The following is a 24,550-nucleotide window of genomic DNA, read 5'->3' as shown; positions in this document are numbered from 1 at the left end:
TCTCACGGCCATTGGGAGCGTGATAACTCACCACGTCGCCCGTCTTGGCGCCCATSACTCGCCACGCCAATGCCGCACCGAGCTCGCCGACGGTGCCGGCCCGCCACGCGCGCGCATCCACTCCGCCGCCTCCAACGGCGTCATGCCCTCCTCCAACACCAAACGCAACGCCAAACGACGCGTCTCAGCCTTAAACATCACGGCTCCAATCCGGGACCAAAAAACAGTCCCACTTTTCGCCGCACCCCCCTGCCCCCCCCCTAGATTCAGCATGTTTGAGACTGATGTTTCTAATCGTGCACCTGCTCTATGGATTAGTGTTTTGCGGAACGATGGTTATTGGATACGCATTGTCGCGCCGTCCGGCATCGTGGCTATGACGCTCAGTGTCGCGCCCAAGCTCTTCAGGTAACGGCGGAGGGTGTCGAGTTCCACGTGGGCGATGTCTCCAGATTCGAGCACGCTGACCCGTTTCTGGCTTACGCCCATGCGGGCGGCGATGTCCCGCTGGGTCAGATTGGCGGCCTTGCGGGCCTCTTTGAGCTCATACGCCTGAACGTATTCGTCGATGCGGTTGCGGGCGGCCTCCATCTTCTCGGGGCTGATGTTGCGTTCGCGGATCAGGTCGTCGAGTGTGTAGCTGGTCATATCAGTCTCCTTCGTTCTCGTCCATCCATTGTTGGTAGGTTCGCTCCGCCTGCGGGATGGCCGTCTTGTACCATTTGTTCCACTTGCCGCTTTTGTCGCCGCCCACCAGCATGATGGCGCGGCGATGCGGGTCGAACACGAAGAGGATGCGTACCTCGCTGTGTCCGATGGAACCGGGGCGCAGCTCCTTGAGGGCCTTGATGCTGGAGCCTGTTATCTTGCCGACCAGTGGCCGACGTAGATTGGGCCCCTCTTGCGCCAGTAGTTCGGCGGCGTGGATTATCTGGGCGATGGTGTCATCGTCGAGGGTGCGCAGCCAGTCCCTGATGGGGCTCATTTCTATTTCCCACATATCCTAATGATACCTTTCAAGGTATATTTGTCAAGTACGGCTGTCGTCTGAATCCAATTGGATATGACGATGGATCTGATGTATCGGTAGGTCGGTAAATACCGATACGATGGACGACGGTCGCTTACCTAGCTTCTACGTTTGCCATCATCGCGCACATGAGTAGCATGCCTGCGTACCATCCTTGAAGCAGAGTGTCCGGGGTTCGAATCCCCGCGGGGGCACTTGCAACACCTTGGAATTTCGGTTCCAAGGTGTTTTTCGTATTCCAGGTAACCGAAAACCGGACCCACCCACCACGCGTTATGGACCTCTAACCCCTACAACCCTTATTCTGATCATCTGAGCATGGTCAGGAACCACCATCCTGGGCCGCATCCGCGCTTAACCACATCGGGGGATCCTCCGACCGCCCCGGGACCACTGCGATCATCGTTATGTCAGGATTCGTCAGGCAAGTCGAGCGATAGCAAAAAACAATGGCGGAATTCCGCCGGTCGAATTCCATATCACCCAAACCGTCTATGCCAATCGACGATCCTTGGCAGCGAATCTGCGACTCGTGGCAGCCAACCGGCGACCCCGGCACGCCAACCGACGACCCTTGGCGGCGAACCGACGACCCCGTGATTCCAATCGCGGATCCTTGGCAGCCAACCCGCGATCCGCATACCGAATCTCCAACCCTCGCGTACGAACCACCGGCCACCGCACCGCAACCGTCCCAAGCCGCCGGTATCCCCCCCGTCCTGAGCCGAAAGGAATCCCCCCCGGCTCGTCCGGATGCTCACCGTATCTGGGTATCGGGATTTCCTGCGATCAGTCCTGGCTTTCCATGAGCTGTGCAAGCGTCGGCTCATCATCAAGGTGATAGAGCTTGCGGAACCCGTGGGCCGTGGCGGCACCGAACTTCGCCTCGTCAAGAGGCATGAACGACGTATCGATCGGATCGATGTAGGCAAGTTTGGCATCGAGCACAATCGGCCTGGTATTGCCAGCGGCCCGGTACGACCTGATCGCGGCGAATGAGGCCTCGAGTGAGGCGTTGTCGGTGGCGGTCAATCCGATTGCTCCAAAACTGCGCGCCATGCCGGCCCAATCCGCGCCTTCGAGATCGGTCCCGTACAAGCCCAGTTCCCCTTTGATCTGCTCGTGCCGAATAAAGCCGAATGCCTTGTTGTCCAGCACCACGTTGACGACGGGAAGCTGGTATCGCACCTCGGTGAGTATCTCCTGATTGACCATGGCGAAACCCCCGTCACCCGAGATGGTCCACACGTCACGCTCCGGATGCGAGACGGCGGCGGACAGGCCTGCGGGAACGGCGTACCCCATCGTGCCGTACCAAGGAGACATGGTGAAGCGCTGGTCGGGACCCACCGGAAGCTGACGCAGCGACCACGCCGTATTGTTGCCGACGTCGAAACCGAACACCGCCCTGTCGGAAGCGTTGCGGGCCACAGCGCGTATGACGGCCTCCGCTGCCAAGCCATGGGAATCGTCGTCCGCGAGGTTGTCGAGCCACGCGAGCCAGTTGCGCCGGTTCGATCGAGCGGCTTTCTCGAAGGCCCGCGCCGCTTTGGCCGGCGCATCGTCGGTAAGCGTAGCCGTATCATGTCCGGCCCGCTGCACCAACTCGTCGAGCACCTGCGCCCCGTCAGCCACAAGGGCGATACTCGCCTCGATCTGGTTGCCGATATCCGAAGGATCGGTGTTCACCTGGATGATGGTCTTGTCGCGAGGCATGAACCGCGCAAAGGGATAGTTGGTCCCGGCGAACAGTATCAGGTCCGCAAGTTGCGATGCTTCGAAGGCGCGTTTATCCCCGAGCCGTCCCCGCGTCCCCATGTAATTCGGCCAATCCTGCGCAACGATGCCGGTCGCGGGAGCGGTCGAGACGACCGGCATATGGAAACGCTCCGCGAAGCGCATGACCGCCTCGCCCTTGCCGCGCATCCCCTGCCCTATCCAGAGCACCGGCCGTTGCGCCTTGGTGATTGCCTCGGACGCCATGTCCAACGCATGCCCGTCCAGCGCATAGCTCACACGTGCCCGCGAAACCATGGGGGTGTGCGGCTCCACGTATTCAATCGATGTGCCGGTGAGGTCTTCGGGAAGTATCACCACGGCCACGCCGCGCCGTGTGTATGCCGCCTTGATGGCATCCTCGATCACTGCGGGGATTTGCTCGGCAGTGGAGACCTGCCTGTTGTAGACCGCCACGTCAGCGAAGATCGGCACCTCGCTGAGTTCCTGGAAGAAATGCGTGTTCTGGAACTGCGTCGTCACCTGCCCGACCAACGCAAGCACCGGAACGTTGTCCATCTTGGCGTCGTAGAGCCCATTGAGCATATGCACCGATCCCGGACCCGCCGAGGCGAACGCCACACCGATCGTGCCATTGAGCTTCGCATCGGCGGCAGCAGCCAGGGCACCGGCCTCTTCGTGACGAACCTGGATGTACCGGATGGCTTCACGTTCCTGCCCCAGCCCTTCCACCACGTTGTTGATCGAATCCGCCGGGATGCCATAGACATGGTCGACCCCCAACGCTCGAGTACTTTCGCGAGAGCCTGTCCCGCAGTAATGGTTGCCATTGTGTTATATCCTTCCCGACCGCCACATACGGCCGCTGACCATGTCGCAACTCCAGCAGGCCAAAGCATCTGCGACGACGATGCCCGGCAACGATGTCAAGACTGCACACCGGCGGGATTACCCGCCCGTCTTCCCGTCGGAGGCGATGCCGACAGGAAGGTGCCGACTACCCCATGCTTCGAGAGCATCGAGTATGGGCGCCAGTTCCTCGCCAGACTGCGTGAGACGATACATGGTCCTGGGAGGCCGGGCATCGATGACCGTGCGCTTCACGATTCCCTGTTGCTCGAGCTCCTTGAGCCGTTTCGACAGCGAGGAATCGTTGAGCTTGTTGGAATAGCACGATATCTGGGAGAACGTTCGGCATCCCTTGGCTATGGCCTGGATCACCAGGCTGCTCCACTTGCGGCCGATGATGTCCACGGCAGCAAGGAAACCATCACAAGCGATTGCCGGAGATCCGCTGTACGAGACCGACGCCTCGCCGTACGAGACCGACGACGCTCCATGTGCCATGACTGCCCCCTCGTTCCGTACCCATCGTGTGGCCCGTCGTGTGGTCCACACCACCTTACTACAAAAACTAGAGTACCTATAATAATCATATAATCTTCGATAATCATTGCTGTCGTCACTCATGCTTCGAGACCACCGATGCAGATACGCAATCCAGGAAGCTGTGAATCCCAGCGGTGCGCACATCGAATCGGCATGCCGGGACGCATGGGGGGCTGCCCGACCAACGGGCATCATCGCGTGGGGAACCGTGCCGTCACGGTCTGTGACGTCTGAGACACTCAACACCATGGCTTGGGTCTACACGTACATAGCGTTCATCGGCGTGGTCACGGTTATCGCGGTGGCCGTGGTCATCAAACTCGCGCTGCGTCATCGCACACGGTTCTCTACCTCACATGCGTTGAAGAACCTGCGACGAGAACTGAAATCGAGGCAACGGGCCGGTCGGCACAGCATCCCGGATGCCCATGCCGGCCTCGACCAGCCGTTGGATACTGCGTTGAGCACTGCGGAGATTGAGTCGACCATCAAACTCATCACCGTACTGAACAACAACACCGCGACGCTGGCCAAGGCCGCCAAGCTGGGAATGTATTCACTCATCGGCACATTCGCACTCGGCGCCGCCTCCTTCTCACCGAACACACTGCCGACACGACTGGCAATCGTTGGAGGAACGATACTCTGCGCACTGGTGTTCCTGCTTGCCGGTCTTCGCCGCATCATCCGCACCGGCCGGGCCAATGCCAATCTCACGACGGAGTTCGAACGGTGGGCCGAGCAGCATCCGAACTACGGCGAGTCTCCAGCGAGGAGTCGAGCATCACGGCGGCCGCGACAGACATCCGAGGCGGCTCAGCAACCCTGGTGACGCGACTGCGGGCTGAATGCACATCAGGCGCCGCCGCCGATGCAGACCGCTGCATCCGCGCTCGCCCATCGCAACGAAAGCGAACAATGTCAATGTGAGTTTTCTCACGCCGACGCTTGGCATGGCGACTCCGAGGACGCTATACCCTGCCAGTGTTGAGCGCCATTATCCCTTACATATGGTTGCGGATACCATGTGTATCGTCTCACTCAACGTGACAGCAACGCACCATCAACTCAAGCTCGACTCAATGTGATATGAACCTCCACGAGGCCATCATGCGCAACGCAACGAGACCATACACATCCTATCCAACAGCCATCCATGTTGAGAGGAATCTGCTCCATGCAGCTCAAGCCGCTTTCCGATAATCCCTGGACCCGCGCCATTATCCCCGCACTGCTCATCCACATCCCCATCGGCACCGTGTACTGCTGGAGCGTGTTCAAGCAGCTCATCGCCGACCGCATGCATGTGGGGGCCTCCGAAGTGGAGTGGGGCTTCTCGCTGGCGATCTTCTTCCTGGGCATGTCGGCGGCATTCGCCGGCCCCATGGTCGAACGGAACATCAAGAAATCCGCGTTGGTCTCCATGGCTTGCTTCATCGTGGGCTTCGCGGGTACGGGCGCCAGCATCGCGCTGAACTTCCTGCCGGGCGTATTCATCTGCTACGGCGCGATCATGGGCGTGGGTCTGGGCGTGGGGTATCTGACACCGGTGAAGAACCTCATGCTGTGGTTCTCGAATAACAAGGGTCTGGCCACCGGCATCGCGGTGGCCGGATTCGGCCTGGCCAAGGCCATCGCAAGCCCGGCCATGGAGTTCCTCATCGCCACGGTCGGCCTGGTGAATATGTTCTACGTGCTCGCAGTGATCTACGCGGTCATGATGTTCGGTGGATTCCTGCTCATCAAGCGTCCGAAGGGCTGGGTCTATGACGCTCAGGCCTCGCACGTGAGCCGCCGCGCCATCATGCGCAAACCCGTGTTCTGGGGCATCTGGCTCGCCTTCTACATCAACATCACCTGCGGCCTGGCGCTGATCTCTCAGGAGAAGGACATCCTGCGCGACGTGCTGCGTCAGTTCCCGCGCTTCGCCTCCATGAACCCCACCGCCTTCGCCGCGGCCACTGCCGGAATCGTGGCGACCGTGCTGGCCGTGGACTCGGTGTTCAACACCGCCGGCCGCATCGGCTTCTCCACCCTGTCGGACCACCTCAAACGCCGCGAGACGAGCTACGTGATCATCTTCGTCATGTCGATCGCCGTCTGCCTGCTCCAGATCGTGACCAATAGCGTCGACAACGCCCTGCTCTGGGCCGTGCTCGCCATGCTGTTCCTGGTCAACGCCGGGTACGGCGGCGGCTTCTCCACGCTGCCCGTGCTGCTCGACCAGCATTTCGGCACCAAGACGGTTTCGACCACGCATGGTCTGACCTTGAGCGCCTGGGCCTTCGCCGGACTCTCGGGCAATCAGCTCGCCTCGTTCGTCATCACCCACACCCCCGATCAGACCCACCGCTACGCGGCCCTCATCCCGGTGCTCACCATATTGTTTGCCATCGCGCTTGCGAGCATCTGGTTGGTCTCGCGGGTTAAGCCGCTGGCCGGGGCAACGGCCGGCACCAGCATCAGCCGCCAAGCCGAGTAATTGCGGAGCGACGGGCGCAGACACCATCGAGCAGGCACCATCACAGACGAGGCGAGTGCAACAAGTACTGCGGGCGTGGCAGATAATGCATCCAATCCGCCAAGTGCAGCCCGCGTCACAGCTGTGGCAGCTGTGACAGCATGACAAGACAACCAAGACAATAAGGCTGGTGGTCGGGCTGGTGACTCAGCTGGCGGTCGGGCTGCTGGTTGGGCTGCTGGTTGGGGCTAGTGGTTCAACTGGTGGTTCAGTTTGGCTGGCACACTGGTTTGGCCGTGATCCAGCCGACATCCTAGTTCAGCCAATGGTTCAGCTGGCATGCTGGTTTGGCTGTGGTCTGCGGGGGTTGGCGTTGCGGTGCGTTTCTTCTCGCCCCGAGTGCCCTCGGGGGCGAGAATCATGCGCGGATTCAGCCTTCGGTGAGCGGTTTTTCCATTCGCTGGGCGTACGCCCAAGTAGCTTTTGTGAATGCCGTCCGACGGATCATTGCGGTTCCGCCGTTTTTCGCCCCGATCCACGGCCGAGCTGCGCATCCCCCCCCGCAAAAACGCCCACTAAACCCGACGATGGCGACACCCCTCCACTTAGGCTGCCGAGCTGCGCCGAAAACAGCGAGAAGACGCCAAGAGCACGATGACGGGTTGATATGATGCCTACGCGGCGTCCCTCATTCACCGCCCGAACGGGGTCAGAGTCAGATGATGACACAGGCCGTCCTCGACCACATCAACCCGACCTAGGCTGCGTGCGATCTTAGCCACATCACTCACAAGCCGGCGTTCCCCGGCCACATCACCGACAGACCAATACGTTGAAGCCACGCCTCGCGCGGATTGATCCGCGGAATCACCATGAGAATCACCATAGGAGCGGGCCAGAGCACGGGGTCCATCATGGGGCTGAGACTCACCATGAGACCGAGGCCCGTCATGAGGTTGAGACTCACCATGAGACCGGGCTTCAACGCAGCTCTCGGCATCAAGCAGCGCTCGTGTGAGCAACCCTCGATAATGCTTGGCCATATGCGAGATGACTCGTCCATGCGAATCAGTGATGCTCACATCCCACCATGGGCCCTGCGGCACCGTGACGGCATAGGCTTGGGAACGCATGTCGACGGTGACGCCAGCGGTGACATCACCGGCAGGCCACCATCGGGCAAACTCCCGGCGCCAGAACGATTTGACACTGCCCAGGCCAGGCAACGTAGCACCAATGGGCAGCCTGTAGTCGGGAATGAGATCCTCCCCCGTCGTGACACCGAAGAGTCCGGAGAAAATCAGCACGTCATCGCCGGCATGCAACTTGGCGGCATCATAGAGCACACCGGTGTAGAGCTCGCGCGCCGGCGCGCAGGGCCGAGACAGCAGATCACTGCTCTGGGCCCTGACCTCGGACATGATCCGCGCGCCCACACGCAATAGATCACGCGCATCGGATCTTGAGGAAGCTTCGATCAACGCCTCGAGCACACGCCGGCGCGCGGCACCGAACTGCGGAAAAGACAACGCATCAAGGTCAAGAGCCGGCCCTGAAACGGGCGCGGTTTTGCCTTCGGACGGTGGAAGCAGGATATGCACGACATCATTCTATCCAGACCTATCGCAGCATGGCAGAACGCTTGAGATCCAAGCCATCAGCACAGCTCTTCGACCACCGCCAGAGTGCCCCCTAGAATCCGTCTTCGAAGAATTGCAACAGATCGGGCATCGTCAGCTCGCGCTTCTGCTCGCGATCCAGATCACGTGCGATGCCACCCTTACTCATGACGATGAGCCGGTCGCCATAAACCAGTGCGTCATCCATGCGGTGAGTGATCATCAGGCATGTCAGGTGACTCTGCTTGATTTTCTCCGCGGTGATGCGCATGAGCTGCTTCGAGGTCTTGGGGTCGAGCGCGGCCGTATGCTCGTCAAGCAACAGCAGATCAGGTTCCTCGATCGTGGCCATGATGAGACTGAGCGCTTGACGTTGGCCGCCGGAGAGATTACCCGCCGGAGTGTCAAGATGCTCCTCGAGCCCGTTGCCGATGCCGGCGCACAGCTCGCGGAAACGCTCCCTGTGCGCATCGAGATCGCGGGGCCACACCCGGCGGCGCCGACCACGGCGCAAGGCCAGAAGCAGGTTCTCCGCCACGCTCATGCGTGGGGCCGTGCCCATTTTGGGGTCTTGGAACACGCGCGCCACACTGGAGGCTCGCGCCACTTCGGACTCGTGGGTGACATCTCTACCATTGATGAGCACCTGGCCGCGCGTGAGCGGCAGAGTTCCACTCACGACGTTGAACAAGGTGCTTTTCCCTGCGCCGTTGCCACCAAGCACGGTGACGAACTCACCAGCACGTACCGCGAGGTCGACATGGTCGAGAATGGTCTTGCGTTCGTTCATGCCGTTGTCGACGATCTCGGTGCCGTCCTTGATCTGCAACCTGACGTCGGCGTTCATGCTATTCCCGTTCACGAGACCCGGGTTCACACCACTGCCGTTCATGCTATTCCCGCTCACAATGCCGCCTCCTGACGTGCCGCCGCACCGCCGCCCCGTTCGAATCCAGTGGTGAGCTTCAGACTCTTGCGCAGCTGTGGAATGAGCATGCAGGCCGACAGCACGACCGCCGAGAAGAACTTGAGATAGGTGGTGTCAAAGCCCAGCCTGATCACCAGGAGAATAAGCAGCTGGTAGATGATGCTGCCCACGACCGTGGCGAGCATGCGTTGGAAGAAGGTCAGCTCCCCGTAGATCACCTCGCCGATGATGATCGACGACAGGCCGATCACGATGGTGCCGATGCCCTTGCTCACGTCGGCGTACCCGTCGTTCTGCGCGATGAGCGCCCCCGACAGCGCGATGAGACCGTTCGAAAGCACCAGACCGACGATCGTCATGCGGTCGGTGCGGATGCCCAGGGAGCGGGCCATGGTCGCGTTGTCGCCGGTGGCGATGTACGCCTGGCCGAATTCGGTGTTGAAGAAGAAGGCCATGAGCGAGACCACCACAATCACGGCGATGAGGCCGATGAACACGGTGTCGTAGTGGTCCGGCAGCGTCACGCCGCGGAACGCGTCCGATAGCCGCGGCAGACCAAGCAGCGAGAGGTTGGGCGAGCGCATGACGAACAGCATGACCGAATTGAGCGCGGACATGACTAGGATGCCGGCGAGGACCACGGGGATCCTGCCTTTCGTATAGAGCAGTCCCGTCACGAGCCCGGCGCACATGCCCGCCCCGATGCCCAGCAGCGTGGCGAGTAACGGGTTGACGCCTTGCGTGATGGCCGCGACGCAGACCGCACCGCCCAGGGGGAAGGAACCCTCGGTCGTCATGTCGGGAAAGCCCAGGATGCGGTAGGTCATGAAGATGCCGAGCCCCAGGATGCTCCAGAGCATGCCCTGGCCGATGGATGAGATGATCATTGCTTGCTGTCCCCCACGATTGTGGCGCCGGCTGCGACGTCATCGGGAATGGTGATGCCGAGTTCCTTCGCCTTGCTCCGGTTGAGGATGGTGTCGCCCTTGCTGACGGTGAAGACGGGGGTGTCGGCGGGCTTCGCCTTGCCGTGCAGGATGTCGGCGGCCATCTGCCCGGTCTTGATGCCGAGCTGGTACTGGTTGACGCCGATGGTCGCCAAGCCGCCCTGCTTGACCATGGTGTCGACGGCGGTGATGACGGGCTTGCCGGTCTTGTCGGCCTCCTGGACGACGGTCGGCATCGCGTTGGCGATGGTGTTGTCGAGCGGAATATAGATGAAGTCGACCTGGCCGCTCATCACCTGCACGGTCTGCGCGATCTCGTTGCTGGAGGGCACGGCGAACTTCTTGACCGTCAGTCCACGCTGCTCGGCCTGCTTGGTGGCCTGGTCGACCTGGAATTTGGAGTTGTCCTCGCTCGAGGAGTAGAGCATGCCCACGGTCTTGGCGTGCGGCATGAGCTTGAGCCCCAGATCGATCTGCTTGGCGACCGGCGGCTGGTCGGAGACGCCGGTGATGTTGCCGCCCGGGTGCGTCATGTCCTTGACCAGTCCGGCGCTGACGGGGTCGGTGACCGCGCTCATGACGATAGGGGTCTTGTTCGTCGTGTTGGCGAGCGCCTGGGCGGCCGGGGTGGCGATGCCGACGAGCGCGTCCGCGTGCTTGCCGACGAGCTGTTGGCTCATGGTGGCGAGCTTGCTCTGATCGGCCTGGCCGTTCTGGTCGAAGATCTCGATGTTCTTGCCCTCGACGTAGCCCTCCTGCTTAAGGCCGTCGATGATACCGCGGTGGATCTCGTCGAGCGCCGGGTGGGTGACGTACTGCAGGATGCCGATGCGCTTCATGGCCCCGGCACCCGCGGCCGCCGACTGCTGGCCGCCCGAAGTGCCCGCCGACGAACGTCCGGCGTTCATCGAACCCATGTAATACATGAACACGCCCACGAGGATGAGCGCGATCGCGGCGATGGTGGCCATAAGGCCTTTACTGGTGGTGTTGTGAGATGACATATGATGCTCTTCGTTCTCTTGGATTGCTGGTGATTGCTGGTGAATGCTGATATTCGCCGATCGCTGCCGACATGACCACACGCCGAGACGTGATGGCCGACAGCCGCAGGGATTGCCCTATGCGGCCGCTGAAAAATCCAAGGGCATAGACGCGATCAGTGCTGCTCATGTCGCATCTATGGGTGACCGGCGGTGCGACTTACAGGTAACGACGCCAGCAACGCCAAGCAGACCGAACGGGGATGCACGATGTCGAATATGTGCTATGCATATCAACGTCCCTTTCTCGGTGGCCGACAAGGAGACGGCCATGCTTGGTATGAGCGACGTCACGGTCCTACGCACTGCGACCGGACGCCCGCACGACGCACCAGAAGCGCGCCATGTATGGGGCCACTATAGAGCGGTGATAGCCAGAAAGGCAAATCTGCGCAATGGGATGGTCCACGCTCACGCCCTCATGACGCACGCACGCCCACGCCCCGTGGCGTGCGAGGGACAGCGACGAAGTCATCTGCGGCACTTATAGTAAGCTTCGATGAAGCCGCAATCGCCTATCGGTTGCATTCACGTCGATTGCGTTCAACAACGCCCAGAAGGACAATTGCCGGTGAAACCCCAACGATCACTCATCACGGTATCGCAGATGTCCATCATGACCATCATCACGATCGCCGGATTGCGCGGGCTTCCCGCCATGGCCGTGATGGGCTGGCAATCCATCATCCTGTATCTGCTGCCCGCGGTGGTGTTCTTCGTGCCCTCAGCGTTGGTGTCCGCCGAACTGGGCGCCACGTATGAGGGCGGCATCTACCAGTGGGTCAAGGAGGGGCTCGGGAAGCGCTTCGGATTCCTGGCCATCTGGATGCAATGGATCCACAATGTGGTCTGGTATCCCGCCCAGCTCGCCTTTGTGGCCGCGGCGGCGGCCTCGGCGGTCGGGCTCAATCGGCTGACCGATTCCGGGGTCTATATCACGGCCGTCATCATCGTCGTATTCTGGTGGGCGGTGTGGCTCGCTCTGAAAGGCGGCAATCTCTTCGCCAAAGTCGCCTCTGCGGCCGGGCTCGTCGGCACCATCATCCCGGCATGTCTACTGCTGATTCTGGGAGCGGCGTGGCTGCTGACCGGTCAGCATATCTCCACCACCCTGACGCACAGCTCGCCCCTTCCCACGTTCACGAACTTCGCCAGCTTCGCCTTGATCGTCCAGAACGTCCTGGCCTTCGCCGGCATGGAGGTCAACGCCGTGCACGCGCAGCAGATGGACCATCCGAAACGCTACACGCGCGTGGTCGGCATCGCCTTCGTAAGCGCCCTGGCCATCTTCATCGTCCCGACGCTGATCCTTGCCATGGTGCTGCCCAGGAACGTGAACCTTTCCGATGGCACGGTCATCGCCTTCCAGACGATGTTCAGCACCTTCCACATCGGGTTCATGGGCAACGTGGTCGCCTTCGCCATCGTGTTCGGCGCCATCGCCTCCATCATCAGCTGGATCTCCGGCCCCTCGCTCGGCCTGCTTGAGGCCGCCAAGGACGGCTGCCTGCCGGACTATTTCAAGAAGACCAACGCAAACGGCGCACAGTCGGGCATTCTCATGATCATGGGCGTGCTCGTCACCCTGCTGGCGATGCTCTACATCATCTTCCCGAAAAGCGTCTCCATGGTCTTCTCGCTGCTCATCGGCATGGCGGTGGCGCTCTACGTCATGATGTACATCCTCATGTTCGTGGCCGCCATCAACCTGCGTCGCCAGCACAAAACCGGCAACAGCGGATATCGCGCCCCGGCGCTCTACGTCATGGCCGGCGTGGGCATCGTGGCCTGCGTCTGCGCGTTCGTGATGACCTTCGTTCCCGCAGCGGGGCAGACGGGCATCCCCACATCTCTGTATCCGGTGATCACCGGTCTGGTGGTCGCCGCGCTCGCCATTCCCAGCGTGGCGCTCTTCCACATCGCGCATGACAAGTAAGACCAGCGCGTTACATACCATCCGTCGCTCTGCCGGCAAGGCGACAGATTTCCATTCGACCCATGGCGTGATCAGTTCGCCGCCCATTCAGGAAACGTGATAGTTCCATCAAGAGAATACTCGGCTGTCTCGCGGTCTCATCGATGGTTCATACGATTTGATGGTTTATACCATACAAATTCGATTTACAAGACACAATGTATCGATTGATACATCGGGACTCGAATCGATGGAAGGACCATCATGAGCAACCAAGACGACCACAACGTCAATTCTCCACAATCAACTCAGAACGGCGCGAACCAACCCATGACCTCAGACAATTACACAGTCGAAATACCAACGAATCCGGAATCATTGAATGTAAAATCGGCGGATCGAGGAACGTACGCGGCTCGGACAACCGTCGACGAAGACGACACCGGACAGCCATATTCCCAACAACAAAAGTCAAACGAATATCCGCAGCAGCCGTTCTATGATTCCCGTAATGCATATCCCCATCCGCCAGCAGGCTTCGTCGGGCAACTTCCCGACCAGCGCTAGCGCCGTCATCATCGAACAATCATCACTCTCGCCATCGCCGCCTGCCTAGCATGCTCAATAGGCGGTGGTGCGGTAGGAGACCTTGTCGTCAGTGCGTTCACTCGCCGTTCGACACCCGAATACTCACAGATTGGGAGAGATCGCAGCATGTTGGGTCAATCACAGGACGGTTCGGGCAACGGCCAGACGGACGACGACCAGCAGTCGCAGTCGGACGGAGAGACTCTATAATGCCGTTCGTCACCAAACGGCCAGAGACAATCCTCGGCCATGCAATGCACGTTCCATGTGCCATATCACCAACCGCCTTGTGAGGGGGGAAAAAGGAACCGCAAGGTTCTGCACAGCTCCGCAAGCGCTCCTGCAGTCGACGCGGGAGCTCATCATCGAAAACCTACGCAACGCACCGCATATCGACGAAAACCAGTAGAGCCCGGCCTTGTCATCGACGCCAAGTCGCTGCCATATGCTGCTGCACGATCCTGCCGACCAGGCGCCCCACGGCGCCCCACAGCGCCTCATGCCCACGGCACCCCATACCCACGGCACCTAACACCCACGGCGAAGTCGTGCACATCGGACGCTAGGCTATCGATAGTTGTCCATCATCAAGACCAACCAAGACCAAGGATCGCCATCATGATTATCGCCGGTATGATCATCGCCGTGCTCGCGGCGTTGCTGCACATCTTCATCTTCTATCTGGAGGCCTTCGCCTGGGACAGCGAACAGGCCCGGCATCTGTTCAAAACCGGCAGCGTCGAACAGGCGCAGCTGACCAAATTCAACGCCTATAATCAGGGGTTCTACAATCTGTTCCTCGCGGTCATCGCCTTGGCCGGCGTGATCGCCTGGTTCGTGAACGCCCACACCGTAGGGCTGAGCCTGGTCTTCGCCGGAGCGGGTTCGATGCTCGCCGCGGCGCTTGTGCTGTTCGTCTCCTCGGCGCCTCACCGTTCCGCGGCTGTGAAGCAGGGCGCACTGCCCCTGCTGGCCGTGCTGCTGGTGATCCTTGGCCTGCTGATGTGACGGCCGGTCTGCTGACGTGACGGTCGGCCTGCTGACGTGACGGCCTAACGGTTGCGGCCCCAGAAGTCCAACAGCGCCGCGGCGAGCGCATCGGGATTGTCGAGCTGGCCGCTGTGACCGGCGTCCGCAATCACCGTGGGGCTGATGCCCAACCGTTGCGCCTCCGCCCGGTAGACCGCCTGAGGCCACACGAGGTCGTTGGCTCCATAGACGATGGAAATGGGTATCTTGGTGTCCTTCAAGGCATTGGTGACGTCGTTGTAGTCAATGAGAATGTCGGAAACCGCCAGGAGATTGTCCAAACTGGTGGCGTGGGCGCGCAGCCGGCACATCTCCGTGTAGGGATCGTCCTGCGGCATGTCCTCGCAATCCGGGAAGTTGCCCTTGAAGACAACCATCGAACCGTAGCGTTGCAGGAGTTCCTTGGCGGAGCGGGTGATTTCGGATTGTCCGATTGGCACCGCTCCGGTGGAGAAGAGTGTCACAGAACGCACCAGATCGGGTCTGGCGATAGCCATGCGCCGCGCCACCAGACCTCCAAAGCTGTGCCCGACCAGATCAATCGGGTGATCGCCGGTGGCAAGCGATTCCATCACCGCACACCCGTCGGCAACAAAATCCGCAAGTCGATACGCCCCCTGTCCCGTCGGCGCCGCGGAATCCGCCTGTCCACGCTGGCTGTAACTCACCAGTGCGCAGTCGGCAGAATCATCGAGCTTGGCGTACAGCCGCGGGAAAAAGCTCAGGAAGTCCTCTTTCGACCCCGAAAAACCGGGAATGAACATGGCAACACGGGAGGCTCCGGCGAGTCCCGGCGTCGCCATCGCGGTGAGATCGCCGATGCCCACGGGAATGGCGAAGGAATGCGTCAATCCACCATCGAGTTGCGGACCGAAGCCCGGAATCGTTTGGAAATCAGTGGATCGTATCGTGTCATTGCTGGTCTGCATGGGCCCCATCCTAATCCGTCCCGCTCTGATCCGCGTGGCGGAGGTGGCGAGAAAATCGCCATTGAAACCGCAAGGTTCCGCGTGGTTGCTTTTTATGTATACGAACATTCGATACACTGGTTTTCCAGTGGTGAGGGTTCCATGGAGAGGGCGGTATCATGCCGACAGATACACATCACACAGAAAGTCCACAGGTCTCGGTCTCTGACGACGAGCACCGTGCCAAACGCTCTGTCGTCACGCCGAAGCAGGGCACCAAGGGGGAACGCACACGCGAACGCATTCTCGACACGGCGCTCGCTCTCTTTGCCCAATCGGGTTCGAATGCGGTTTCCCTGCGCTCCATCGCCGCCAAGTCAGGTATCTCGCATTCCGGTCTGCTGCGATACTTTATGAACAAGAATGCCCTCGTCCTCGCCGCCATAGAACATCGAGACATACTGTTCATACGAACAGCTGGGATGCCACTCGACCATTTCACCGGCCGCAGCGTCACCGATGACAACGCCATCTCGCTCCTACTCGATGCCATGCGTTACAACACACAGACACCGGGAACGGTGGCCATCTTCGTCAAGCTCTCCGCAGAGGCCACTGCCCCCGACCATCCCGCACATCAATATTTCGAACGGCGATACGCCATTCTTGTGGATAAGCTCTCCGGCAACTTCGCCCAGAGGACCGGCGCTACACCAGACCAAGCCGAGCGCATGGCCCGGCAGTTCATCGCCTTCACCGACGGCATACAGATACAATGGCTGCTCGACCCCAAGGCCACAGACATGCAATCCCTCGCCCTGGATTATCTGCACCAGCTGGGTGTCAAGACCACCGATCTGTAAATCAGACATGCGCCAATCGGACATCTGTAAATCGGACATGGACGTGTGGCACCCCTGGGAGCACCCCGTGCGGTGCACCCCGTGCGGTGCACTCCGTGAACCGCCCGGTATGCGGCTTCGTAGTTCTGGGGTCAGATCACATGATGTAGCGACCAGTACCCCTGGATATGCGATTCCTGGGAGCGCACGGCATCGCTGTGTTTGACGGCGGCGCGCACCGCACGCATCATCGACGACTCACCAGCCGCCCAACAGTCCCATGTCATACCGGGCCGAGTCTCGGTTTTCCCTTGATTGCCGGTGGCACTTCGCCGTTCGTCATCAAGGCCGCGCAGCATCCGCTCAAATCCTCGCGCCGCACGCCTCGCCGGCATATACCGCACGTCAAGGCCCGGACGAGAGGGAATAAACTCCGTGAGATCATGCTCGCCCGTCAACAGCACATGCGCACGAACACCGTCCGGCAGGCCGGAAAGAATCGCGCGAAGCGCCGGGAACGCGGTCTCATCGCCCAGGAGCACCACGCCGTCGTCGTGCTCATTCATGTGGAAGGGCCACGAGCCCAACACGCTCACGTCGAGCGTAGCCCCCGACTGCACCCGTTGCGCCCACGAGGCGGCGGGACCGCTGGTCTGGTGCAAGTAGAAACTGACATCGATGGTGCTGTGATCGGGGGCGAACCCGGCGACCGTGTAGGCACGCTGCACCTCCCGGCCCGTTTCGGTGCGGAACCACAACCGCATCCACGCAGCCGGCTCGAACAAGGCATCAGGCAAACGGCCACAGCTGGAAAACGTGACGCGCTTCATCAGCCCGCCGCATTCAAGCGCGGTGGACACCACGCGCAACCGGAACTCATCGGCGTGCAACATCCGAAGCACGGCACCCTGCAGACCTTTGCTCATGGCCGTCACATCCACCTTTCCACCCATAACCGGGCAATACCGACCCCGCAGGCCAACACTCCGACGCCAGCGATTACGACGGCTCATTCAGGCATGAACCACACAACGCTCCGCCACCATCAACATGCCAACGTACGAACGTACGAACGTACGGAGTCACCGTGATGTCGTGATGTCGTGAACTGCCGACACACATACAGCAAACTGCAGATACTCTTGACAATCTACCAACAATGGCGGCTAAAGCATAACCACAGCGAGATAATGCACCATTCATTGGGCACAGCAGGCAGGCCCTGCACAGCGCACGGCGAAGAAAACGAGGCCCGTCGCAGCGCGCAAACGCAGACGACGGGCCTCATGCTTAAGCTTGATACGTTGATATCATAGGTGGCCGGTATGTCTCCATACCGGCCGATGCACTACTCCGCGATCACCTTGACGATGAAGGAGGAGGAGATTTCAGGATGCAGCGCCACGGTGGCCGGGAATTCGCCGGTCGACTTGATGGCGGCAACCTTGATGCTCTTGGGATCGACGGCGGCCTTGGGAGCCAAAGCGGCAGCGATCTTCTCGGCGGAGACACCGCCGAACAGCTTGCCGGATTCGGAGACCTTGGCGGCGATCTCGACGATCGTACCCTCGATGACGGCCTTGGCGGCCACGGCGTCCTCGCGGGTGGCGGCGCTCTTGGCGAGACGCGCACGACGCATGGAGTCGATCTGTGCCGCAGCGCCCTTGCTCCACGCGAAGGCGAGGCCCTGCGGGATCAGGTAGTTGCGTGCATAGCCCGGGCGAACCTCGACGACGTCACCGGAGTGACCGAGGTTGGAGACGGATTTGGTGAGAATAACCTTGATTTCTGCCATGTTCCTATCCTTCTATCAGCGACCGGAGGTGGCGTAGGGCAGCAAGGCCATTTCGCGGGCGTTCTTGACGGCCTGCGAGATCTTGCGCTGCTCCTGGATGTTGACGCCGGTGATGCGACGGGAGCGGATCTTGCCGCGATCGGACACGAACTTGCGCAGCAGCGCGACGTCCTTGTAATCGATCTCGGTGATCTTCGCCGCCTTCAGGGGGTTCGGCTTTTTCTTGAACGGTTTGACCGGTGGTTGCGGCCTCTTGCGTGACATTTCGATGTTCTCCTTGGATACTGATGTTCTCGTTATACGTATGCGTGTTGCACAGGATGCGGCGATGCGTATCCGCCCCTCAGGGCGTGGCGGTCGGCCGCACGGAAGGCAGGCCTAGAATTCGGGTTCGTCCGAATCCCCGCCGAAGTCCGAACCGGAGCCGAAGGACGAGAATCCGTCGTTCGACTGAGGCTGTGAGGACCCCCAGGGATCCGCCGCCGGCGCCGACTGCTGGGCCGGCTGCTGGCTTGCGCCACCCGAATATCCCGCTCCGCCCTGGTAGGCGCCGCGGCCACGGTTCCCGGCGTTGCCGCCGTTGCCCGCGTTACCGCCGTTGCCGGAATTCCCACCGGAGAATCCTCCGCGTGAGCCTCCCGAGAAGCCCGAACCGGAGCTCTGGCGCGTGACCTGAGCGGTCGCGTACCGCAGGGAAGGACCGATCTCGTCGATCGTCATTTCGACGACCGTGCGGTTGGACCCGTCCTGGGCCTGGTAGGAGCGCTGGCTGATCCGGCCCTGTGCGATGACCCTCATGCCCTTGGTCAGGCTTGAGGCGACATGGTCGGCCAGTTCACGCCAGGCGGCGCAGCGCATGAAGAGCGCCTGGCCGTCCTCCCACTGACTGGTCTCGCGGTTGTACGTGCGCGGCGTGGAAGCGATGGTGAAATTCGCAACGGAAGCACCGCTGCTGATCGTCCTCACCTCCGGATCCGCTGTGAGATTGCCGATGATGGTAAGAGTGGTTTCACCTGCCATGACGCTACCTTCTTCTCCGTTATATCGTGCGCGTGCACCCGTCGATCGTTATCGACGAGACGGTGGCGCGACGACATCGTGCGAACGCTTTACTTGGCGTCCTTACGAATGATCTTCGTACGGACGATGGATTCGTTGAGGTTGAGGACACGGTCGAGCTCGGTGCTCACGGCCGGCTCGCAGGAATACTTCACCACGACGTAGTTGCCCTCGTTCTTGCCGTCGATCTCATAGGCGAACTTGCGGCGACCCCAATAGTCGGGCTCTTCGAAGGAACCCCCCTCTTTGGTGATCAGTTCCAGGTACTGCTCGGTCAATTTCTTCAGACCGCGCTCGTCGAGCTCAGAATCGGCAATGAACATCAGTTCATATTTGTGTGCAGACATCACCCACCTCCTTTGGACCAGATGGCTGCGGACGTTCCGCAGCAGGAGTGTGTATGCAATGCACATGGGCGAACCACATGCAACCTCACCAGCCTAACCGGCGCACGGGACACGCCTTGGGGGATCGGCCGGTCCGCCATGGTCGCGCCAACGCCCAAGAGGCCGCACCCCGGCCTACCGCAGCTGGACGGCGATGCAGTCCTTGCTGCTGTAGCCGTTCGACGAGCACCAGCCATTCGCGGCGTCGACCGAATCCAGGCTCTCGCCGGAAAGCACGACGTAATAATCCGCCGGATTGCCATCCTCGGTGTAATTGCTGTAGGTGGCCGCCCAGATGAGCAGGGCGTTCGGGTGCTTGAGCCGCATCTGGAGGTACTGGGACTCGATGTCGCGATAATGCCACGTCTTGCCCTCGGCCTGGAGACCGTACTTCTTGCTCGACAGCTGGGTGGTGTACTTATCGTAGAGATCCGAAGCGGCCGATGAGTCGTGTGAGATCTGGGACTGCAACGCGATCTGGGCATTGCGCTCGATGTCGGAATCGCGCACGTTGCTGCCCCCGATCGCGCCGCCCGGTGCCTGCACGTCGCCGCCGTTGCCCGCCTCGCCGGCCTGGAACACCACATCGCTGCCCGAGGGGTCGATGCGGTCGTAGGGGCTCCAATATTGGGACAACCCATATGCCAGATGCAACGAGGCCGTCCCGTCCTTGAAGTCGATCGGATGCTTCGAGAAATCGAATACGGCGGCCGCGGCCACGCCATCCTGATCACGGATGCTCACCCTGACGTCGGCCCTGTTGAACCGGGCGTTCGAGTTGTCGCAATTCGTATCGAGATCAAGCACCGCGACGAGCGTATCCCCCTCGTGCGCGGTGGAGGCGAGCTGGGCGCTGGGCGGGGTGGAGCAGCTCGCGACCTTCGGGGCGGAGGTGCGGTTCTTCCCGGCATGCGGTTTCGCGGCGCCGGCGCTTTGCGCCGACACGGGTTGCGGATGGGACGTACCGCTCGCGTTCCCGGCCGGGCGTATGACGAACCACCACACGCCGGCGGCGATCAGCGCGACGGCGATGATCGAGACCACGGCCACCACGACGATCGGCCACCGCTTCCGGCCACCGCCGGGAGCCTCGACCGGAACGGAGCCGGGTGCGCCTACGGCCGCGTCGTCAACCGCAAATCCCTCGAGGGGCGGATACGAGGAGGGTGCGGACCCGGACTCGGTGAGATTCGGCATCGCAGGCGGCATGACGCCGGGCACAACCCCGCCAGATTGAACGCCGCCGTTCACATCATTACTGTCGCCTTGATCTCCTTCGACCCCTTGGGCATGATCAACAGCGACAGGGACCGGAGCCTGGCCATCGGACGACGGTTCATTCCCGGATGACTGCAGCGCCGCACCGCACTGATCGCAGAACCGCATGGAAGGCGTCACCGCCGCACCGCACTGCGGGCACACCGCAGCGCCCGTCACCGCGGTCCGGGCCGCTCCCGCTGAACCGTCACCGGCCGCCGGCGGCTGTTTCTTGCCACACACACCGCAAAACAAATCCCCATCGGCCACATCCGCGCCGCACTGATCGCATCGCCACATGATTCCCCCTCTCGATCGGACCGCCCTGAGCCTCTCACCACGGTCCCCAACGGTTCCCAAGGATAACCCCAGTCGGAGTACCCATGTTTACCCCGCACAATATGGTGAGAGCGAAGACGACCAGTCGACATGAGTCTGAGGGGGCCATCATGTTCTGTTCTCACTGTGGTGCATCGTTGCGTAGTGGGGTGAAGTTCTGTCCGCAATGCGGCACGCTCGTTGCCCGGCCGAAGCCGGCTGCTCCGGCAACCAACACGACGGCATCCATGCCTGCCGCAATCAACGAGCCGACGGCGACGATGCCGCAACCGGCCGAAGCCAGAACCGAAGCCATCGAGATCCCGGCCACCGAACCGACACCGACCGCAGCGACACCGGCGACACCGGCGCAAGACGCTTCCGACACAGTCGCTTCATCCCCCCTTTCCAACGCTCAGCCCGCTGCAGCGCAGCCCGAAGTGCCACAACCGACGGTCATGACGCAACCGGCCATGCCACAACCGGACATGCCACAATTCTCCGCACCACAGGCGTCCACGCCGGCATCACCCAGCCAGCCGTCAGCCACACCGACACAGCCGTCGCTCCAGCAACCGCCGACCGTGGTGCCGCCAACCACAGTGCCGCCAACAGTGGTACCGCCAACCGCCACGGCGCCGAACCCAGTCGTCCAGAAGCTGATGTCGCCGAATTCAATACGCGCCATGGCAGCCTCCACGGGCATTGGCATCGGTGCGGCTATCGCGGTGGCCTTGCTGTCCTCGATCCTGCTCATGATCGCCGGATCCTCGGCACTGCGCCAGCTCAGCTATGCCTTATCAATGCTTGGATCCGGCAATTCGGGCGCATCCGCGGTGGGACCGAACTTCTTCCAGTGGGCGGTGTTCATCCTCATCATGGGGGTGTCGGGTTCGTTCTCGGTATCATCCACCGTCTCAGGCGCCTCCATCGATCAACTCGGCATCAGTTCGTATCTGTGGTTCCCCATCAACCTCAGCGGCCTCGCTCTGGTATTGGGCGCGGCGTTCGGAGCCCATCTGCTCGCACGCCGGCGCATCGCAGGAACCAAGTGGTCACGGATCGCCAGTGCCGCGATCGTCGGATTCGTGACGAGCCTGATCTATCTGCTGCTCGGCGCCATGTTCAAGCTGCCCGCGAGTGCCTCGTTGCTTGACACGACCGGTCGAGCCGTATTGCACGGCACCTCGCTGCGCACATTCGCCATGGCGTTCCTGCTTTCCGCACTGGGCGCGGCCGCCGGCTTCACGCTGGCGGATCTCCTGCCGGACGAATCCAATCCGCTCCAGGCCACCTGGACCTGGCTCCACCGTGCCCACGGATTCGTGCGCACCTGCGCAGAGTCGATGATGGTGTACGCCGTGGTCTTCACGGTGCTGTCGGTGATCGGCTTCGCAGCATGGTCCATCCACATGCAGGCCGCACAACTGTTGTTGTTATTGCCCTTACTGTTGCCCGCCCTGCCGCTGACCCTGTTCACGTTGTCATCCTTCGCCGTGCTTGAGATGACGGCGAACGACCAAGCCTATCGAACACTCTCACTGTTCAACATCACGTCCACGGTAGACTTCGGCTGGATCCTCTGGCTGTGCTTCGCAGCCTTCCTCATCAGCACGTTCTACATCGTCCTACGCGCCAGCACACGCGCCATGTATGACCGCACTGACGCCACATGGAACGCCTCGTGGAAAGCCCCCTTGTGCGTCGGTCTCTTCTGGCTCGTCGGGGAATATCTGTTCGTGAATCTCTCGGGAGGGTTCAACACCGGCACGGTAGGGCGATTGCTGGGAGGCTCGGAGGACAACTCAAGCTTCTCCCTGGCCCCTCAGCCGTGGTACTTCCTTGTTGCGGCCTTGTGGGCCTTCGGCATCGAGGTCATCGCTCTGACGATCGGCTCCACCTTGGTGTCATCGTTGGTGGGATCGGTTCCCGGACTCTGGCGCTTCCTCGTGGCCGGAACCGTCCAAGCGTCTCCTGCAGCCACACCCGAAGCCTCGCCTACGACCACGCCCGCACCAGTCATGCAAGCACCTACGCTGCAGGGGTCATTCCCGCAGACCATGCCCCAGGCAATGCCGCAGACCATGCCCCAGACCACGAATGGCCAGTCCGCGATGAACGCCGGCACACCGGTCACCATGCCCGCGCCACCGGCGATGACCCAACCGGCGGACCCCGCACAGCGGCGTCGCGTCATCACCATCACGGCGATCGTGGGCGCCTGCATCCTGTTGGGCATCGTCTACGGCGTGGTCAACAGCACCGTGTTCAGCGCGAAGTCGGTGGCGAACTCGTATCTGTCCAGCATCGCGGCGGGTCGTTTCAGTGAGGCGACGAACCTCGCCGACCCGCATCTCAACGGCAACAAGGCGGCGCTGCTGACCGATAAGGCCGCAGGCGGCGCCAACACGACCATCTACAACCAGCGGATCACCTCGTCGGCGCGCCAGCCCGACGGCTCGACGCAGCTGGGCATCAGCTACATGCTGGGTACGCGAACCTACACCTCGACGCTGACCATGACGCCGAGCGGCAGCAAGTTCCTCCTGTTCCGCAACTGGCACATCAACACGCCTCTGCTCACCACGATGTCGCTCCAGGTGCCCCAGGCGGCAGGCACCGTGAACATCAACGGCGTCCCGGTCTCCGTCAAAGGGGCCGCCAGCCATAGCGGCAACGACAACAGCAGCAGCACCGATGAGAGCGACGCCACGCTCGAGCTCAACGCCTACCCGGGCGTGTACACCGCCAAGCTCGCCCAATCGGATTACCTGACGGCCAGTCCCGTGGTCATCACCAACGCCAACGGAATCTCCTCGGAATCCGCCAGCCAGAGCCTCGATGTACGGCCCACCCACAAACTCACCACCGCCATACAGGATGCGGTCCGCAAGAAACTCGACACCTGTGCGGCGTCGACTTCCGCCAACCCTCAGGGCTGCCCATTCAGCAACAGCGGGTATTCGTCCTTCTCCACCTCGATGAGCGATGATTATCGCAACTTCGCATGGTCGATCGCCTCGTACCCGACCGTCCAGAACGTCGATGTGAGCGCCAAGAGCTTCGAGACCACGAGCGGGAACGCCAAGGTCACCTACGATGAAAAGTCGGGCGACGATTGGTCACCGGAGAGCGACAGCAACAGCTTCACCGTGAACGGCACCTTCTCGATCGTCAACAACCAGGTCAAGGTGACGTTCAGCGACGAAAGCACCGGCCTGGGATATTAGACCCACCGGCGACGATGCAGGTTCCGGCCCGACCGCCCGGGACTTGCGCCCCGTTCGCGCTTCCGCGTG

General features: G+C 61.4%; 24 protein-coding genes and 1 pseudogene. 8 read left to right on the top strand and 17 right to left on the bottom strand.

All coding sequences use genetic code 11. From position 1 onward, the window contains the following. Positions 1–336 precede the first annotated feature (336 nt). From BMON_RS06365 to BMON_RS10130, 4 genes are all read right to left on the bottom strand, one after another. Entirely contained in the window at positions 337–648 is a 312-nt protein-coding gene (locus BMON_RS06365) for a helix-turn-helix domain-containing protein (RefSeq protein WP_033512763.1), read from the bottom strand. 1 nt (position 649) lies between these two features. Then, positions 650–1,000: a type II toxin-antitoxin system RelE/ParE family toxin gene (locus tag BMON_RS06360; RefSeq protein ID WP_033512762.1), complete on the bottom strand. Its 351-nt coding sequence runs from the start codon at positions 998–1,000 to the stop codon at positions 650–652. Between the two features lie 819 nt (positions 1,001–1,819). Further along, complete coding sequence (locus tag BMON_RS06355) at positions 1,820–3,550, bottom strand: thiamine pyrophosphate-dependent enzyme (protein WP_202805455.1); 1,731 nt, start codon at positions 3,548–3,550, stop codon at positions 1,820–1,822. 165 nt (positions 3,551–3,715) lie between these two features. Next, a complete protein-coding gene (locus BMON_RS10130; RefSeq protein WP_051917962.1) occupies positions 3,716–4,114 on the bottom strand; it encodes a winged helix-turn-helix transcriptional regulator in 399 nt (132 codons plus the stop codon). Between the two features lie 265 nt (positions 4,115–4,379). On the opposite strand from BMON_RS10130, the gene BMON_RS06345 reads away from it, so the two are divergent. Continuing rightward, positions 4,380–4,988, top strand: coding sequence for a hypothetical protein (locus BMON_RS06345; protein WP_152595768.1), 609 nt, complete (start codon positions 4,380–4,382; stop codon positions 4,986–4,988). 345 nt (positions 4,989–5,333) lie between these two features. Continuing rightward, a complete protein-coding gene (locus BMON_RS06340) occupies positions 5,334–6,638 on the top strand; it encodes an OFA family MFS transporter (RefSeq protein ID WP_051917961.1) in 1,305 nt (434 codons plus the stop codon). Positions 6,639–7,309: 671 nt separating this feature from the next. On the opposite strand, the gene BMON_RS09620 is transcribed toward BMON_RS06340, so the two are convergent. From BMON_RS09620 to trpX, 4 genes are all read right to left on the bottom strand, one after another. Then, positions 7,310–8,218: a YaaA family protein gene (locus BMON_RS09620; RefSeq protein ID WP_081882946.1), complete on the bottom strand. Its 909-nt coding sequence runs from the start codon at positions 8,216–8,218 to the stop codon at positions 7,310–7,312. A gap of 91 nt (positions 8,219–8,309) precedes the next feature. Further along, positions 8,310–9,143 carry an ABC transporter ATP-binding protein gene (locus BMON_RS06330; RefSeq protein ID WP_202805454.1) on the bottom strand — a complete coding sequence of 278 codons (834 nt, stop codon included), beginning with the start codon at positions 9,141–9,143 and terminating at the stop codon, positions 8,310–8,312. After that, a complete protein-coding gene (locus BMON_RS06325; protein ID WP_033512757.1) occupies positions 9,140–10,051 on the bottom strand; it encodes an ABC transporter permease in 912 nt (303 codons plus the stop codon). The genes BMON_RS06330 and BMON_RS06325 overlap by 4 nt, the downstream gene beginning before the upstream one ends. Next, a complete protein-coding gene (trpX, locus tag BMON_RS06320) occupies positions 10,048–11,115 on the bottom strand; it encodes a tryptophan ABC transporter substrate-binding protein (RefSeq protein WP_033512755.1) in 1,068 nt (355 codons plus the stop codon). Before trpX ends, BMON_RS06325 begins: the two co-directional genes overlap by 4 nt. 610 nt (positions 11,116–11,725) lie before the next feature. On the opposite strand from trpX, the gene BMON_RS06315 reads away from it, so the two are divergent. The 3 genes from BMON_RS06315 (at position 11,726) to BMON_RS06310 (ending at position 14,665) form a co-directional block, all read left to right on the top strand. Further along, a complete protein-coding gene (locus tag BMON_RS06315; protein ID WP_051917960.1) occupies positions 11,726–13,090 on the top strand; it encodes an APC family permease in 1,365 nt (454 codons plus the stop codon). Positions 13,091–13,333: 243 nt separating this feature from the next. After that, positions 13,334–13,636 carry a hypothetical protein gene (locus BMON_RS09990; protein WP_152595766.1) on the top strand — a complete coding sequence of 101 codons (303 nt, stop codon included), beginning with the start codon at positions 13,334–13,336 and terminating at the stop codon, positions 13,634–13,636. Between the two features lie 639 nt (positions 13,637–14,275). Further along, positions 14,276–14,665: a DUF1304 domain-containing protein gene (locus tag BMON_RS06310; RefSeq protein WP_033512753.1), complete on the top strand. Its 390-nt coding sequence runs from the start codon at positions 14,276–14,278 to the stop codon at positions 14,663–14,665. 44 nt (positions 14,666–14,709) lie between these two features. Here BMON_RS06310 and BMON_RS06305 read toward each other — a convergent pair whose 3' ends face one another. Further along, positions 14,710–15,615: an alpha/beta fold hydrolase gene (locus tag BMON_RS06305; RefSeq protein ID WP_161786331.1), complete on the bottom strand. Its 906-nt coding sequence runs from the start codon at positions 15,613–15,615 to the stop codon at positions 14,710–14,712. 158 nt (positions 15,616–15,773) lie between these two features. Between BMON_RS06305 and BMON_RS06300 the strand changes: the two genes are divergently transcribed. Next, entirely contained in the window at positions 15,774–16,457 is a 684-nt protein-coding gene (locus BMON_RS06300; protein ID WP_051917958.1) for a TetR/AcrR family transcriptional regulator, read from the top strand. A gap of 131 nt (positions 16,458–16,588) precedes the next feature. Here BMON_RS06300 and BMON_RS06295 read toward each other — a convergent pair whose 3' ends face one another. The 6 genes from BMON_RS06295 to BMON_RS09985 form a co-directional block, all read right to left on the bottom strand. Continuing rightward, positions 16,589–17,362, bottom strand: a complete 774-nt coding sequence (locus BMON_RS06295) for a siderophore-interacting protein (protein ID WP_033512751.1) — start codon at positions 17,360–17,362, stop codon at positions 16,589–16,591. 422 nt (positions 17,363–17,784) lie between these two features. Next, a complete protein-coding gene (gene rplI, locus BMON_RS06290) occupies positions 17,785–18,231 on the bottom strand; it encodes a 50S ribosomal protein L9 (protein ID WP_033512749.1) in 447 nt (148 codons plus the stop codon). Positions 18,232–18,246: 15 nt separating this feature from the next. Further along, positions 18,247–18,495 carry a 30S ribosomal protein S18 gene (gene rpsR / locus BMON_RS06285; RefSeq protein WP_033512747.1) on the bottom strand — a complete coding sequence of 83 codons (249 nt, stop codon included), beginning with the start codon at positions 18,493–18,495 and terminating at the stop codon, positions 18,247–18,249. 114 nt (positions 18,496–18,609) lie between these two features. Beyond that, a complete protein-coding gene (locus tag BMON_RS06280; protein ID WP_033512746.1) occupies positions 18,610–19,251 on the bottom strand; it encodes a single-stranded DNA-binding protein in 642 nt (213 codons plus the stop codon). An 89-nt stretch (positions 19,252–19,340) separates the two neighbouring features. Further along, positions 19,341–19,637: a 30S ribosomal protein S6 gene (gene rpsF / locus BMON_RS06275; protein WP_033512745.1), complete on the bottom strand. Its 297-nt coding sequence runs from the start codon at positions 19,635–19,637 to the stop codon at positions 19,341–19,343. A gap of 174 nt (positions 19,638–19,811) precedes the next feature. Further along, a complete protein-coding gene (locus tag BMON_RS09985) occupies positions 19,812–21,233 on the bottom strand; it encodes a zinc ribbon domain-containing protein (RefSeq protein WP_152595765.1) in 1,422 nt (473 codons plus the stop codon). A gap of 83 nt (positions 21,234–21,316) precedes the next feature. Between BMON_RS09985 and BMON_RS10690 the strand changes: the two are divergent. Next, positions 21,317–21,421: pseudogene (locus BMON_RS10690) on the top strand (hypothetical protein); the annotation flags it as partial. Here the strand turns inward: BMON_RS10690 and BMON_RS10415 are convergent. Next, positions 21,394–21,639 carry a hypothetical protein gene (locus BMON_RS10415; RefSeq protein ID WP_033512744.1) on the bottom strand — a complete coding sequence of 82 codons (246 nt, stop codon included), beginning with the start codon at positions 21,637–21,639 and terminating at the stop codon, positions 21,394–21,396. The pseudogene BMON_RS10690 and the gene BMON_RS10415 overlap by 28 nt on opposite strands. A gap of 27 nt (positions 21,640–21,666) precedes the next feature. Continuing rightward, complete coding sequence (locus BMON_RS10410) at positions 21,667–21,939, bottom strand: hypothetical protein (protein WP_033512743.1); 273 nt, start codon at positions 21,937–21,939, stop codon at positions 21,667–21,669. On the opposite strand from BMON_RS10410, the gene BMON_RS06255 reads away from it, so the two are divergent. After that, a complete protein-coding gene (locus tag BMON_RS06255) occupies positions 21,938–24,481 on the top strand; it encodes a hypothetical protein (RefSeq protein ID WP_033512736.1) in 2,544 nt (847 codons plus the stop codon). The two genes, BMON_RS10410 and BMON_RS06255, sit on opposite strands and share 2 nt — an antisense overlap. Positions 24,482–24,550 lie beyond the last annotated feature (69 nt).

This window comes from Bifidobacterium mongoliense DSM 21395, assembly GCF_000741285.1.
Taxonomy (GTDB): Bacteria; Actinomycetota; Actinomycetes; order Actinomycetales; family Bifidobacteriaceae; genus Bifidobacterium; species Bifidobacterium mongoliense.
Note: the sequence above shows the minus strand (reverse complement) of the source record. Positions and strands in the feature narration are given on the sequence as shown.

Bases quoted from the DNA above. Each gene is read 5' to 3' on its own strand.
- BMON_RS06255 (WP_033512736.1), top strand. From the start codon at position 21,938: ATGGCAGCCTCCACGGGCATTGGCATCGGTGCGGCTATCGCGGTGGCC.
- BMON_RS06300 (WP_051917958.1), top strand. From the start codon at position 15,774: ATGCCGACAGATACACATCACACAGAAAGTCCACAGGTCTCGGTCTCT.
- BMON_RS06340 (WP_051917961.1), top strand. From the start codon at position 5,334: ATGCAGCTCAAGCCGCTTTCCGATAATCCCTGGACCCGCGCCATTATC.
- BMON_RS06295 (WP_033512751.1), bottom strand. From the start codon at position 17,362: ATGAGCAAAGGTCTGCAGGGTGCCGTGCTTCGGATGTTGCACGCCGAT.
- BMON_RS06310 (WP_033512753.1), top strand. From the start codon at position 14,276: ATGATTATCGCCGGTATGATCATCGCCGTGCTCGCGGCGTTGCTGCAC.
- BMON_RS10410 (WP_033512743.1), bottom strand. From the start codon at position 21,939: ATGGCGCGTATTGAATTCGGCGACATCAGCTTCTGGACGACTGGGTTC.
- rpsR (WP_033512747.1), bottom strand. From the start codon at position 18,495: ATGTCACGCAAGAGGCCGCAACCACCGGTCAAACCGTTCAAGAAAAAG.
- rplI (WP_033512749.1), bottom strand. From the start codon at position 18,231: ATGGCAGAAATCAAGGTTATTCTCACCAAATCCGTCTCCAACCTCGGT.
- BMON_RS06280 (WP_033512746.1), bottom strand. From the start codon at position 19,251: ATGGCAGGTGAAACCACTCTTACCATCATCGGCAATCTCACAGCGGAT.
- BMON_RS10130 (WP_051917962.1), bottom strand. From the start codon at position 4,114: ATGGCACATGGAGCGTCGTCGGTCTCGTACGGCGAGGCGTCGGTCTCG.
- BMON_RS09990 (WP_152595766.1), top strand. From the start codon at position 13,334: ATGAGCAACCAAGACGACCACAACGTCAATTCTCCACAATCAACTCAG.
- BMON_RS06305 (WP_161786331.1), bottom strand. From the start codon at position 15,615: ATGCAGACCAGCAATGACACGATACGATCCACTGATTTCCAAACGATT.
- BMON_RS06365 (WP_033512763.1), bottom strand. From the start codon at position 648: ATGACCAGCTACACACTCGACGACCTGATCCGCGAACGCAACATCAGC.
- BMON_RS06360 (WP_033512762.1), bottom strand. From the start codon at position 1,000: ATGTGGGAAATAGAAATGAGCCCCATCAGGGACTGGCTGCGCACCCTC.
- trpX (WP_033512755.1), bottom strand. From the start codon at position 11,115: ATGTCATCTCACAACACCACCAGTAAAGGCCTTATGGCCACCATCGCC.
- rpsF (WP_033512745.1), bottom strand. From the start codon at position 19,637: ATGTCTGCACACAAATATGAACTGATGTTCATTGCCGATTCTGAGCTC.
- BMON_RS06325 (WP_033512757.1), bottom strand. From the start codon at position 10,051: ATGATCATCTCATCCATCGGCCAGGGCATGCTCTGGAGCATCCTGGGG.
- BMON_RS09985 (WP_152595765.1), bottom strand. From the start codon at position 21,233: ATGTGGCGATGCGATCAGTGCGGCGCGGATGTGGCCGATGGGGATTTG.